11 protein-coding genes are annotated in these 13,647 nt (G+C 66.4%); 8 read left to right on the plus strand and 3 right to left on the minus strand.

What is annotated here, in order from left to right; genetic code table 11:
* The first annotated feature begins 336 nt into the window (after nucleotides 1-336).
* Nucleotides 337-1,422, plus strand: a complete 1,086-nt coding sequence (locus tag NR810_RS25580) for a flippase-like domain-containing protein (RefSeq protein WP_257456109.1) — start codon at nucleotides 337-339, stop codon at nucleotides 1,420-1,422.
* A gap of 6 nt (nucleotides 1,423-1,428) precedes the next feature.
* Here the strand turns inward: NR810_RS25580 and NR810_RS25585 are convergent, their stop codons facing one another.
* Nucleotides 1,429-2,265, minus strand: coding sequence for a hypothetical protein (locus tag NR810_RS25585; RefSeq protein WP_257456111.1), 837 nt, complete (start codon nucleotides 2,263-2,265; stop codon nucleotides 1,429-1,431).
* Nucleotides 2,266-2,860: 595 nt separating this feature from the next.
* Between NR810_RS25585 and NR810_RS25590 the strand changes: the two genes are divergently transcribed.
* The 5 genes from NR810_RS25590 to NR810_RS25610 all read left to right on the plus strand — a co-directional run bounded on the left by NR810_RS25590 (nucleotide 2,861) and on the right by NR810_RS25610 (nucleotide 7,830).
* Nucleotides 2,861-3,484, plus strand: a complete 624-nt coding sequence (locus NR810_RS25590; RefSeq protein ID WP_257456112.1) for a GNAT family N-acetyltransferase — start codon at nucleotides 2,861-2,863, stop codon at nucleotides 3,482-3,484.
* Nucleotides 3,485-3,656: 172 nt separating this feature from the next.
* Nucleotides 3,657-4,235 carry a hypothetical protein gene (locus tag NR810_RS25595; RefSeq protein WP_257456113.1) on the plus strand — a complete coding sequence of 193 codons (579 nt, stop codon included), beginning with the start codon at nucleotides 3,657-3,659 and terminating at the stop codon, nucleotides 4,233-4,235.
* 2 nt (nucleotides 4,236-4,237) lie between these two features.
* Nucleotides 4,238-5,791, plus strand: coding sequence for a GMC oxidoreductase (locus NR810_RS25600; protein WP_257456114.1), 1,554 nt, complete (start codon nucleotides 4,238-4,240; stop codon nucleotides 5,789-5,791).
* 258 nt (nucleotides 5,792-6,049) lie between these two features.
* Complete coding sequence (locus NR810_RS25605) at nucleotides 6,050-6,625, plus strand: DUF3304 domain-containing protein (protein ID WP_257456115.1); 576 nt, start codon at nucleotides 6,050-6,052, stop codon at nucleotides 6,623-6,625.
* A 305-nt stretch (nucleotides 6,626-6,930) separates the two neighbouring features.
* Entirely contained in the window at nucleotides 6,931-7,830 is a 900-nt protein-coding gene (locus NR810_RS25610; protein ID WP_257456117.1) for a hypothetical protein, read from the plus strand.
* Nucleotides 7,831-7,950: 120 nt separating this feature from the next.
* On the opposite strand, the gene NR810_RS25615 is transcribed toward NR810_RS25610, so the two are convergent.
* A complete protein-coding gene (locus NR810_RS25615; protein WP_257456119.1) occupies nucleotides 7,951-9,678 on the minus strand; it encodes a TldD/PmbA family protein in 1,728 nt (575 codons plus the stop codon).
* A gap of 238 nt (nucleotides 9,679-9,916) precedes the next feature.
* Here NR810_RS25615 and NR810_RS25620 point away from each other — a divergent pair, with 238 nt between their 5' ends.
* On the plus strand, nucleotides 9,917-10,693 hold the full coding sequence (locus NR810_RS25620; RefSeq protein ID WP_257456123.1) for an SDR family oxidoreductase: 777 nt from the start codon (nucleotides 9,917-9,919) through the stop codon (nucleotides 10,691-10,693).
* Between the two features lie 5 nt (nucleotides 10,694-10,698).
* On the plus strand, nucleotides 10,699-12,156 hold the full coding sequence (locus NR810_RS25625) for a DHA2 family efflux MFS transporter permease subunit (RefSeq protein ID WP_257456126.1): 1,458 nt from the start codon (nucleotides 10,699-10,701) through the stop codon (nucleotides 12,154-12,156).
* Between the two features lie 111 nt (nucleotides 12,157-12,267).
* Here the strand turns inward: NR810_RS25625 and NR810_RS25630 are convergent, their stop codons facing one another.
* A complete protein-coding gene (locus tag NR810_RS25630; protein WP_257456127.1) occupies nucleotides 12,268-13,593 on the minus strand; it encodes a nucleotide sugar dehydrogenase in 1,326 nt (441 codons plus the stop codon).
* Nucleotides 13,594-13,647: the final 54 nt, after the last annotated feature.

The raw sequence follows: 13,647 nt of genomic DNA on the forward strand, positions 1-13,647 counted from the left end.
CTGGACCTGGGACGTTTCGATGGATGAATGCCATGGGGCCTCCGCGAAGCCCGCCTCGGCCAGGGACAGGACTCCGCCTTTGGGGTGGAGTCGGGCCTCCGGTGGATGTGAGCGCTGGCCCTCTCCCTCCACGGACGTCCCAACTGGGTAAGGCTCTTTGCCCGTGCTCCAGGCGAGCGAACGGCTCAGAAGGGAGACTCTGGGGTTTTGGCAGAGGCTCGAGCCGCCACCGAATTCACCCTGAAGTCACCTGGCCGTCCCACAAGCGCCTCACAGCAGTCGCAAGTCCCTACCTCACATGCGGATCATCTCCGAGCTCACCGAGGAGGGCTCCGTTTGAGAGCCAGCCCCCCTGATCCCTCCACGCCCTCCGCCCGCCCGAAGCTCCAGCCGCGCGGAGTGGTACTCCATGCCGCCGGCCTGCTGGTCGCCGCCGCCTGCCTCCATGGAGCCTTTCGCGAGGTGGACCTGTCGCGCGCCTGGGGCGCCGTCGCGCTGCTCGGCCCCACCGTGCTGCTCGTCCCACTGCCCTATGCCCTCTCGGCGACCGTGGATGGGGTGGCCTGGAGCCGCATCCTCGCCGTGCTCGAGCGACGCGTGGCGCCGCTGAGGCTCCTCTCCTTCCGGCTCTCCGCGGACGCCCTGCTCATCAGCCTCCCCGGCGGCGCCTTCTTCGCCGAGACGCTCAAGCCCATGCTCCTCACGCGCCGCTGTGGCGTGCCCCTCCACGAGAGCGTGAGCGTCCTCGCCGCCCGCAAGTGCCTCATCGTCCTCGGCCATGGCCTCTTCCTGGGCCTGGGCGTGGCGCTCGGGTGGGACTTCCTCGTCACCAGTTCCCAGCGCGTGCTCGGCGTCTCCGGGCTCCCGCACCTGGCGATGGGAGCGGCCCTGGCCCTCATCCTCCTGGCCGGTGGCTCGGCGTGGAGCCTCGGCGGGGGGGCGCTGGCCGGACGGCTGGGACGGCTCCTGGAGCGCCTCCCCAGCCGAGGCCTGAAGCGCTGGCTCGAGGGACGCAAGGCGGGCTTCGCGCGTGCGGACGGGCACCTCGGGAGGATGCTGGCTCCGCGCGAGTCCCTGCTGCCAGCCCTGCTCTACGTGGGCATGTGGGTGGCCGATGCCACCGAGACCTTCCTCCTGCTGCGCCTGCTCGGCCTGGAGGTGGGCTTTGGCGAGGCGCTCGCCCTGGAAGGCATCATGTCGGTGCTCAAGGTGCTCGTCTTCTTCGTGCCCGCGGGGCTGGGCGTGCAGGACGCTGGCTACGCGGCCTTCATCGGAGGCCTCGCCGGCCCGGGGGCGCTGCACCTGGCCGCCGCCTTCGTCCTGCTCAAGCGCGCCCGTGAGGTGCTGCTCATCGCCGTGGGCTACGGGCTGCTGTTGTCACAGCGCAAGGCGCGGAGGCTGGAGATGGCGCCCACGGCATGAGGCCGCTCAGGAGAGGGGGGGTTGCCGTGGCCCCAGTGCGCCCACGAAACCCAGCGACAGCCAGGTGCCGATGAGGGGGGAGACGCCGAAGCCGAGGACAGGCACGGGGAAATGACCGAAAGCGGGGGTGAGCGCCTGAAGCCCGAGGTACATCGCGAGGCCTGCGGTCACCCGCCGCGCCAGCGGGGAGGCGCGACTCCACCCGCGTCCCCCCACGAGAGCCAGTCCCAGCGGGATGAGCGCCAGCGACGCGAGGGCCGCGACGCCCCAGAGCATGCCGGCTTCGGCCGCGAGCCGAACGATGCCCTCGACGTGAGGCACGGGGAGCAACGGGTCCGGGCGCGCCCAGGCGAGCGCGATGGACAGCAGCACCACCGAGCCTAGACCCCAGCGCAGCAGCGGCGCTCCGGGGGAGAGGATGAGGAGTACCAGCGAGGCGGCTCCAAACGCGGTCGCCTGGGCGGCATCCGGCTGAATGAGATGGAGCGCCTGCATCAAGAGGACGACGCCCGCTGCGGCGAGGGGCCTCCCCGCGTCGAATAGGACAGCGGTCCCGAGAAGAACGAGGGGGGCGAGGAGCGACGAGGCATGCACCCGGAGGGGCCCCAACACCCACCAGCGATGAACGTCGTCCAGGCCGGGAGACACGAGCGTCAAGAAGCCGCAAAGGAGCCCGCCGGCGGCAAGCGCGGGGGCCCACGCAAGCACCTTGTCTGGCGGAAGACGGGCAACCCGCGCACCCATCCACCCCGCGAGGATTGCAGCCACGGCCTGGAGCACGATGACGGCGGGTGACACGCCGTGCCGGAGCATCACATAGACGCCGACCACAACCGCGGGCACAGGGGTGATGAGGAGTCCCCGGAGGCCGGAAAGACTGGCGAAGAGAGGGTGCACCGGCTCCGTATGGCAGGGTCACCCCCGGAAGCAAAGACCAGGAAGTCGTAGCCCACCAGGTGACCTCCCTACCGGCTCAACTTCTTTTCCAGAGGGGACACCCTGGCTTACCGTGGCCCGCGCAGTGCTCACTCAGGAGGCACATCACAAGATGCGAAGGACAATCATCGCAGGGTTGATGGCAGCGGGGATGCTGGCGGGTTGTGGAGGCACGTCCGACGAAGAGGTGTACATTTCGTGTGGCAACGGAACCTCGTGCACTGGTTCCGCTGAAAAGTGTGCGGAGCAGTGCGGCTCATCCGATGCGGACACGAAGCACGCTTCCTGGATCATCATTTATTGTTGCGACGGCTCCGAATGCCGTAGCCCCACCTCGGCTTCCGTCTGCTTCGAGTACTGCCAAACCCGCGACGGCGTTTGCTGACGCCGGGGTAACACCTCTCGTTCTGTCATGCGGCGGCCCGCCCCGAACTTTCAGGGCGGGCCGCTGTGCTTCACCCGCAGCGGAAAACCCATTCGCGTCAGGGTAGGCTCGGCGGACATGCGCTCCTCCCTTCATATTCGGCCCTACCACCCGGATGACCGGGATGCTGTGTATGACATCTGTGTGCGTACGGGTGCGGACGGGCAGGATGCTCGGGGTCTCTACCGGAGCGACGAGCTGCTGCCCGACGTCTACGCGGGCCCCTACCTCGAGCTCGAGCCGCAACTGGCGTTCGTGGTCGATGAGGGCGGACGCGCGGTCGGGTACGTGCTCGGCGCCGCCGACACGCCGGCCTTCGTGGAGGCCTGGCATGCCCGGTGGCTGCCGCGCGTGGCTGGCCGTCATCCCCGCCCGGTCGAGCCGGCCCTCTCCGCGGAAGAGCGGCTGATCGCCAGGCTGCACCATCCCGAGTGGATGCTGGCGCCCGAGCTGGCCCCCCACCCGGCGCACCTGCATGTCAACCTGCTCCCCCATGTGCAGGGGGCCGGTTTCGGCCGGCGCCTCGTGGAGACATTCCTTGCCGCGGCGGCCGCCGTGGGCGCGCCCTCGCTCCATCTGGGCACGAGCAACGACAATACCCAGGCACTGCGTTTCTATGAGCGTCTGGGCTTCCAGAGGCTCACCGTGGCGGGAGACGTGGGTACCACGTATTTCCACTGCCCCACGGGGACGCGCGGTTGACGGGGTCCGAGCCCCCTCTCCCGTTGCCCTCCAACAGGAAATCCACCGTATCCCGGACGCCGGGCAACTGGCCGCCCCCTGCATCCATTCGTGGCCTGGGAGCTTGTGACCGTGGGCGAACCTCTCCTAACCTGGGAGTTTGTCCGTCGATGGACTTGGAGAGGGGCTGAGCATGAATCGCGAGGGAAGTGAGCTCCTGAGCCGTAGACGGCTCCTGGTGCTGGGGTCAGCGGCGGGCACCGGACTGTTGCTCTGGGGTTGCAAGGATGACCCCAAGCCCGCGCCGTTCGATCCGAATGCCGCCGTCCCAGAGGGGCTCCTGGATCCTGAAAACACGGGAACGCTGAGCGCCGTCGAGGCCGCGTCCCTGTGGACCGTATTCTCCGCCATCGGTACGCGCTGGAAGAATGGTGGGTTCTGCACCATTGATCAGGAGGGACTGCGGGAGATCCTCGACCTCAAGACAACACAGACGCCGAGCTATTTCTCGGAGTACCAGCTGATCCATCGCGCTTACGAGCAGCTCAGCCAGCAATACGGCCCGGAGCGTGCCCTTGATGAGCTCTTCGCCATCCCAGCCGATGCTCCAGAGACGACGGTGGCGGGCCACATCCGCAAGTACACGCTGGCGGAGCTCATCAACCTGCAGGTCTCCCATGGCTCATTCCGGCAGATGGGTTACCTCAACTACCCGGGCTTCATGGGTGGAACCTACAACGATCCGTCCCATCTGCCGTACCGGGGGGCCTGAGCATGGCGCAGTCCACACGTACGTTGATCATCGGCTCGGGCGTCGCCGGTTCATTGATTGCCCAGGAGATGCTTCGCAAGGGCCATGGCCCCGTGGTCATGTTGGAGGCCGGCCCGGCCGTCCCCATGCGTGATCGCAGAGCCTGGCTCGACCATGTGATGAACGGGCGTCTGCCGTACACCAGCCTGTATGATCAACCCGATGACTTCTCGTCCTCGGGTGTGGTCCCCTGGCAGATCACGGGAGGACGGATCATCGGCCGTGGAGGCTCGACGCTCCACTGGGGTGGCTGGGCACCGCGCTTCCAGCCGGAAGACTTCCGGCTGAAGAGCAACACGAATCAGGGCATGGACTGGCCCTTCGACTATGCCGCGCTCGAGCCCTACTACTGTAAGGCCGAGCAATTCCTGCAGGTGGCTGGCGACTCCACGCCACCTCCGTTCCGGAGCCAGCCGTACCCCTTCCCGCCGCCGCCATACCCCGCGCTGGCGGCGCCGATCATCCAGTCTCTGCAGTCGTTCGGGTATTCCTTCCAGCACATGCCCATGGCTCGCAACACCGAGCCCATCGCCGGCCGGCCTGCCTGCGTGACGACGGGCACCTGCGACTACTGCCCCATTGGCGCTCGCTTCACGGGCGATCAGCCCCTGGAGCGGCTGGAGACCGACACGCGGTTCACGCTCCAGCTCCATTCCGCGGTCCGGAAGATCCTGATGAGCAGCCGGAAACAGGTGACGGGGGTGGAGTACGTCGACACCCGTAACGGCGAGGTCCACACGATCGAGGCGGAGCACGTCTTCATCTGCGCGGGTGCCATCGAGACGCCCAAGCTCCTGCTGGCCTCGGCCAACACCTATTGGGACACGGGCATCGGCAATGGCGCGGACCTGGTGGGGCGCTACCTGGTCGCGTCTCCCTTCCTGTCCTCGCAGGCGATCGCCAGCTCCAATCCGAACAAGCTCCAGGCCGAGCTAAACTTCCCCACGCTCTGCACGCGCCAGTGGGACACCGCCAGCCAGCAGGCGCAGGGCAAGGTGCTGGTGACGGCGAACTACAACACCCCGTTCCTCAACCTCGGCACCCTGATGAACCAGGGAAAGACGGCCGAGGAGATGGCCGCCGCCGCCACAGGGAGCATGAAATTCGAGCTGTGGGGCTCCCTGCACGAGTTCAGCCACGCGGAGAACCGGGTGCAGCTCGGTCGGGAGACGACGCGCTTTGGCCTGCCCAAGACGATCATCGAGACTCCGCGGGCCACCTATGATCAGCAGGTCGCCCAGGGCCACCTCGACAACATGAAGAAGATCCTCGTGCAGATGGGCCTGACGCCCGTGTACGAGGGGATCTACCCCCAGCGCGGCGACCACGCGATGGGGACCACCCGCATGAGCGCCTCGGAGGCAGACGGGGTGGTGACACCGGACCTGCGGGTCCATGGTGTCGACAACCTGTACATCGCCTCCAACTCCGTCTTCCCGTCCGGCGCCGCGGCGAACCCGACGCTCACGCTCGTCGCCGTCATCCTCAAGGCCCTCGAGTCCTTCCCGGTGAACTGAGAGCCGGGCACAGCTCCGCGGCAGGGAGGCCCGCGGAAGTGGTGGTCCCCCCGGCTGCGGGCACGGCTCGGGACGCTGGCGGGGCGCTCGCCATCTGGGTATTTGCCCCTGAGTGTGAGGAAATCCTATAGTCCCTCTGCTCGGACGTGCTGGTGGAACATGCTCCACGCATGATGGAGCGAGCCGAGTGGGGGGAGCATGAGTCTTCGGCGCGGGCCAACCCCGATCATCACTTTTCCGCGCTCCAGGGAGAGGGACATGACGGGTCGGTTGGTGGGGCTTTGGCAGGCGCGGCGGGGGGCGCGTACGGCGTTTCTCGGATTGCTGCTGGCCCTGGCCGCTTGCAATGAGTCCACTCCCCGAGAGAAACCGGTTGAAGGGCCCGCCACGACCGCGGATTCCCGGATCTTGCGAAAGCGCTTCTCCCTGGAGATCAACGGCTTCAACTACACCGATCTGTACATCGACAGCTTCTCGGTGAATGGGCAGGGTGGTGGCAACATCAACGTCAGCTCACCGACTTCGGGCGGGGGAGGCAGTGTGTGCTGCGTACTCTTCTCTCCGGGCAGCGAACTCCCTTTGCGAGTCAAAGTCGAATGGACACGCGACGGGGATCGCTGGTGCGAGCAGGAAGTGCTGATCACCGGCCCTGTGCCGGCCTCCCCCACGCACCTGGGAATCCATTTCTTCCCGGATGGGCATATCGAGGCCGAGCTCACAGAACACTACCCCACGCCGAAACTCCGGTTGGACAGAGTGGACCCGGGTAAGCGCAAGGAGTCGGGCAATACCGTGGCGGATGAACAGATGGGGAAATGCCGTAATGGCCGCTGAAAAATATCCGAAGCTCCAGCAGTCCAAGGAAGCACTTCAGCAGGCCGCGAAGCTCGCGGACGTGACCACCCAGAAGACATTGGTCATGGCTCCTGGGCTGACGATCTGCGCATTCCCGAGATGGTGGAAGAGTGCTTCCATCTGGCGGCTGGCCAAGAGATCCGCAACTCCTTTCCCCTGGACAGCGTCCTCCAGGGAAACTTCTACCCGAAGAATTGCTGGGAGATGGTCCTTCCCGGCGTCCACTCGGACGTGGGCGGTGGCTACCGCCCTGGCGAAGGGCACGAAGTTCGAAGCCCGGCTCGATGCTGAGCCTCATTCCGCTGCGGCTCATGCGTGACACCGCGATCCACGCCAAGGTGCCCCTCTACCAGACCCTCCCCGATAAGAGGAGGTTGAAGGACTTCGGGATGGATGAGGGCAGCGCGGGCGAATACAAGAAGCTCCTGGAGCGCTTCAATCACTACATGAATGCCGTGAAGGGCGGGGCGGGCGAGCCGCTGGGTCGGCAGGTGCTGGCCCACATGCGCGTCTACTACCAGTGGCGCTTCTACAAAATCGCCGCCAACATGAAGGCTCGGAAGGCCGGACTGCCAACGCAAGACGAGGCCCTTCTGCGTGACTTCGAACCAGGCTGGGCCGCACAGAGGGCAGCAACGCAAGCCGAGATGGACAGGCTGGATGCCGAATCGGAGAAATACCACGATGCCCATGACAAGGCCGTCTGGAGCATGCTCCGGGGGTCCAGGCCCGAGCATCACGGGGGACCCACCCGGGAGCAGCTCGACGAGGTGCGGAAACTCATGGACACCTCGAAGCAGAAGCGAAACGAGTACCTCGCCGTCAAAGCCGTCCATGACACGCTTCCCAGCTCGAATGGCTCGTTGGCAAAGAACCTACGCCTCTACGACGAGCAACTCCTGACCGATGCCCTGATGCTCAAGTTGATGTCCTTCACCGGAAAGCTGCGCCCGCATTACAAGGCACTGCTTGATGCCTACGGGGCCGAGTTCAAACACAGCAAGGGTCTACGCGACGAGAAGCTCATCGCGTTCTTCGACGAGTACGTTCACGACTCGTTGGCCGGCTTCGCCGGTGATGCGACGCTCCCGTCCGACCCTCGCGTCATCTTCATCGGCGGCAACCGGCGGTTGCAGTATGCCGTGAATCAGCTCCACCGGCCCTCGGTCTCGGAGCTCGCCTGAACAGGACCGTTCCCCCAAGCAGGTGTAGAGGAGCCCAGGGAGTGTTTGGGGCCACTAATCCCTACCGCCACCAGCATCAGTGAGGGGGTGCCTGTCGGCGAACAGCCACCCCTTCACCACCTACTTCACCTCGCCGCTCGCGGTGCTGCTCGCTGCCGGGCTCATCAGGATGGGCGGCCGGTCCTTGCCCTCCATCGCCCGCTGCAACTCAATCTCTTGCAGCAGCACCGCAGGGGCCACCGTCGACACCGGCACGTTCCCGCTCTCCGCACCGCAGAAGCCGTTGAACACGCCCTGCTTGCGGCCCGTCGCCAGAATCCGGTTCATCGACGACAACGGCGTGCCCACGATCTCCACCCCGCGCACCAGCGTCTCCTGCCCCGTCTTCACGTCCACCCGGTACACCATCCTCGGCATCCCCTTGAATGCCTGGTACCCGTAGCTCGACGTGTTCGTGTTCCCTCCCGTGATGTCCCGAATGATCAGCCCGTACGGCTTGCCCTGACGCTTCGCCTCGGCGATCAGCTGCTTCTTCAGCTCCGCGTCATCCACCTGCTTCGACGACTCGGCGATCAGGTTCGCCATCCGCGCCACCGGCTTGCGCGTCCCCTGGCTCCTCCCGTGCCCGTTGGACTGCAGGAAGCCATCCACCGGCCTCCTCGACACCAGGTAGCTCTTCAGCACCCCCTTCTCCACCAGCACCGTCCTCTGCCCCTTCACTCCCTCCTCGTCGTACTCGTAGTAGCCGTTGAGCGGCTCGCCCTGCAGCGTGCGCAGGGTCGGGTCATCCACGATGCTCAGGAACGTCGGCAGCACCTGCTTGCCCACCTGTCCGCGGAACGTCTTCCCCTCCCCTTCCCCATCCTGGCGGTCTCCCTCCAGCCGGTGCCCCAACGTCTCGTGGAAGAGCACTCCCGCCGCCTCCGGCGCCAGGATCGCAGGCCCCGTGTACGGATCGATCGACGGCGCCTTGCGCAGCGCCATCAGCTCCTCGATCACCTTGCTCGTCGCCTCCGCCAGCTTCTTCTCGTCCGGCAGCCCTGCCTCGGTGGGCGAGTAGTAGTTGCGCGAGTTGTCCAGCAGCTGCCCGTCGTCCGCCCGCGTCACCGCCATCACGTGCAGCCCGTACATCGTCTGCTCGCTGATGATGCGCCCCCCCTCGCTCGACACGAAGACGCGCGTCACCTTGTCCGCCGTCACCCGCACCTCCGAGTCGAAGATGTCCGGGTGGCCCTTGAACCGCGAGGACACGTCACGCGCCACGCGCACCCACCGCTCGCGATCGAACGGGAAGGCCAGCGGCGGCTGCGTGTACGTCGCCGGCTTCTCCTTGGAGAAGGACGGCGGCTGCTTCGGATCCTCCACCGCGTAGACGTTCTCCGCCTTCTTCTTGAGGAAGCTGGAGAGCGCGGCCTTGTACTTCTCGTCCGTCACCAGCCACAGCGAGGTGCGCAACGCCAGGGGCGAGTCGTCCAGCGGCGCGTCCTTGTTGGAGATGTAGCTGGAGCCCTTGCCTCCTCCAAAGAAGTCGTACTCCTCGGGGCCCGAGTTGTCGAACTCGTACGAGCCCACCCGCACGTCCACGTACAGCTTGCGATCCCGATACGTGTCATCCTGGAAGATCGCCCCGTAGCGGGCGACGATGCCGTACTGCTCCGTGTCCTTGAGCTGGTAGCTCATGAAGTACGGAGGCTCGTGGTTCTGCAGCTTGAGCTGCTGCTGGTTGCGCTGGAGCTCCTCCGCCATGGCGTCCATCAGCACCGCGCGCTTGTCCGGAGGGGGCGCGGCGGCGGTGAGCAGGGCGGAAGCGGCGAGCAGCGAGAGGACTGGCCAGGTTCGTATTCTCACACCCCGACTCTACCCGAGCCCTCCCTCGCTCCCCATCGGAGAAAAACGGAGCGCCCCTCCTGGACGGCTGGATTGGCACTCCTACCCGCCCGAGAAGCGACCGGCCAGGTTCACCCCTTTGTCGGCCATTACCCTCACCCCCCGCCCTCTCCCAGAGGGAGAGGGAGCATGCGCAACACGAGTATGTCCACGAACTCCGTGGAGACTCCATTAGCATGCGCTCCACGAGGAGACGGTCATGGACAAGAAGGTCGTGGTCATCACCGGGGCCAGCGCGGGTATCGGCGCCGCCCTGGCCGAGCAGGTGGGCAAGAAGGGCTGGCTGGCTGTGCTCGCCGCGCGGCGCGAGCCCGAGCTGCGTCAGGTGGCGGCACGCTGCGGGTCCGAGGCGCTTCCGGTCGCCGCCGACGTCTCCCGTCGTGAGGAGGTGCAACGCGTGCTGGACGCGGCGCTCGGCCGCTTCGGACGCGTGGATGTCTGGGTCAACAACGCGGGGCGCGGCATCAGCAAGCTCGTCTCCCAGCTCACCGATGACGACTTCGACGAGATGATGCGTGTCAACGTCAAGTCGGCCCTCTACGGCATCCAAACGGTGCTGCCGCATTTCCAGGCGCGCGGCAGCGGGCACATCATCAACGTGTCCTCCGTGCTGGGGCGGGTGCCCTATGTCCCCGAGCGCTCGGCCTACAACGCGGCCAAGCACGCGCTCAACGCGCTGACGGCCAACCTGCGCCAGGAGCTGCGCGAGCGCTACCCGGGCATCCACGTGACCACGTTCCTTCCGGGCGTGGTGGCCACCGAGTTCGGGGTGAATGCGCTCGGCGGCGGCGTGGACTCGCGCAAGATTCCCGGCGCCCAGCCCGTCGAGGAGGTCGCCTCCGTCCTCGTGGACGTCATGGAGCGGCCCCGCCCCGACGTCTACTCGCGGCCGGAGTACCGGCAGCAGGTCCTCTCCTACTACGCGTCCGAGGACCTGACCTTCCCCGTGCCCGGCGCGCCCCTCATCAAGCGCTGAATCGCATGCCCCAGAAAGAAGAAGGGTCCCGCGACATCCGCTTCTGGCCGTTCATGTCGGCCATCTTCCTCGGGTCGTTCATCTCCGTGTTGAGCTCCAGCTCGATCACGATCGCCATTCCCGAGTTCCAGCGGTATTTCGGTGCCGAGCTCTCCCTGATCCAGTGGACCCTGACGGGCTTCATGCTCGCCATGGGCACGGTCGCGCCGCTCACCGGCTACCTCGGCGACCGCTTCAGCTTCAAATGGCTGTACGTGGCCGCCCTGGTGGGGTTCATCCTGTCGTCCGTGCTGTGTGGGGTGGCCTGGAACACCTATTCGATCGTGGCCTTCCGGATCGTCCAGGGCGCGTTCTGCGGCCTCATCATGCCCGTCACCATGACGCTCATCTATCAGCTCCTTCCCCGGAGCCGACAAGCGATGGCCGTCAGTCTCTGGACCCTGTCCGCGATGCTCGCCCCCGCGTTCGGACCGACACTCGCGGGCTGGTTGATCACCCTGGGCAACTGGCAGTGGTTGTTCTTCTTCAACGTGCCGCTCGGCCTCGTCGCCGTGGGTCTGGCCGTGCGGAGGGTCCCCTACTACCGCCTGCGGGTCCCCAAGTCGTTCGATCTGCTCGGCCTCGTCACCGTCGTCACCAGCACCCTGTCGCTCCTGATGGCCTTCAGCCAGAGTGGAACCTGGGGGTGGACCAGTGGGAAGACCCTGGCCCTGTTCGCGCTCGGAGTCCTGTCACTGGTTGTCTTCATCGTCCGGGAGTTGAGGACGGACTCTCCCCTGCTCGACCTGCGTGTGCTCGCCAACGCCCGCTATCTGGTGACGCTGATCGTCTCGAGCATCATCACGATCAGCCTGTATTCGGGAGCGTTCCTCATCCCGGTGTTCCTGCAGCGGATCCAGGGCGTGACGCCGCTCGAGACCGGGTTGATCCTCCTCCCCGCCTCCCTGGCCATGGCGCTGCTCATGCCCCTGGTCGGCCGCGTGTACGGAACGCTCGGGCCGCGCACGCTCATGGCGGCCGGCGTCCTGCTGATCGCGGGCGGCACGTACGCCTTGAGCCATCTGACGCCGGAGATCTCACACACCTACGTGCTGTGGTGGATGCTGGTCCGTAACGTCGGCATCTCCCTGTCCACCATGCCGGCCAGCAACGCGGGCATGGAACAGATTCCCCCCAGCCTGAGCGGCCACGCCTCGTCCATCAGCAACTGGCTGCGCAACGTGTTCGGCTCGTTCTCGATCGCCATCTTCACGTCGCTCCTGTCCACCTTCGGGGCCCGGGAAGCGGCGGTGCTCATGAAGCAGGGCGTGACGGAGCCTCGTCAGCTCCAGCTGTTCGCGTTCGTGGAGAGCATCAACGACGTCTACCTGGTCGCCACGCTCATCACACTGGCCGCACTGCCACTCAGCTTGTGGGTCCGCCCCCAGCCGGCGGGCCTCGAGCCCTCCCCGCAGGCGCGGTAGGGGCCCCACCCCGAAAGAATAGAGGCCCCGCCCCGGCGTCCCCCCCTCCTTGGACGCCGTAGCGGGGCCTCCTGCTTCACCGGACGGCAACCGGGCCGGCCGGCGTCAGCGTCAGGCCTTGGTCACCTTCTCGCGGCCGGGCCCGATGTTCTTGCAGGCGTTGCGGGTGTCGACGACCACCGGCGCCTGCTTCACCACCATGGCGTAGTCGATGCTCGAGTGGTCCGTGAGGATGACCACCGCGTCGTACTTGCTGATCGTCTCCGGGGTCAGCGGCACCGACTGCATGGTGTAGTGGAAGCCGTGGCCCTCCTCGAGGCGAGGGACGTACGGGTCGTGGTAGTCGACCTCGGCGCCCTTCTCCTTGAGCAGCGAGATGACCCGGAGGCTCGGGCTCTCGCGCATGTCGTCGATGTCCTTCTTGTACGCCGCGCCCAGGCACAGCACCTTCGCGCCGTTGAGCGTCTTCTTGTTCTTGTTGAGCGCCTCCATGGTCCGGGTGACCACGTAGTACGGCATCTGCGTGTTCACCTCGCCCGCCAGCTCGATGAACTTGGTGTGGAACTCGTACTCACGCGCCTTCCACGTCAGGTAGAACGGGTCGATGGGGATGCAGTGACCGCCCAGGCCCGGACCCGGATAGAAGGGCATGAAGCCGAAGGGCTTCGTCGCCGCCGCGTTGATGACCTCCCACACGTCGATGTTCATCCGGTCGCAGAGCATCTTCATCTCGTTGACCATGGCGATGTTCACGCACCGGAAGATGTTCTCCAGCAGCTTGGCCAGCTCGGCCACGCGCGTGGAGGACACCGCCACCGTCTCCTTCAGGGCGCTCGCGTACAGCGCCTGCGCCACCTCGAGGCACGCCGGCGTGTGGCCACCGACGATCTTCGGGATCGTCTTCGTGTTGAAGCTCTTGTTGCCCGGATCCTCGCGCTCGGGGCTGAAGGCCAGGTGGAAGTCCACGCCCGCCTTCAGGCCGTTCTTCTCCAGCAGCGGCTTGAGCACCTCGTCCGTGGTCCCCGGATACGTCGTGGACTCCAGGATGAAGAGCTGCCCGGGCCGGACGTGGGGCGCGAGCGCCTCGCCCGTCTTGATGATGTAGCTCATGTCCGGCTCACGCGACGCCGTCAGCGGCGTGGGCACGCAGATGATGATGCAGTCCATCTCCCGGGCCTTCGAGAAGTCCGTCGTGGCCTTCAGCTTGCCCGCGCCCGTCAGCTCCTTCAGCGGAGCGCTGGGGATGTGCTTGATGTAGCTCTCCCCCTTGCCGATGCTCTCCACCTTCCGCGTGTCCACGTCGAGCCCCATCACGGGGAAGCCGGCCTCCGCGAACGCCATACCCAGCGGAAGACCCACGTAGCCCATCCCCACCACGCCCACCTTCGCCTCCCGCCGGCGGATCTGCTCCAGCAGCGGGCTCACCATGACGCGCATCTGCTTCCACCTCTCTGATGGCGTGCCGGTCCCCCGGTCACACCACGTCCCTGT

Source organism: Archangium lipolyticum (assembly GCF_024623785.1).
In the GTDB taxonomy this organism is placed as follows: Bacteria; Myxococcota; Myxococcia; order Myxococcales; family Myxococcaceae; genus Archangium; species Archangium lipolyticum.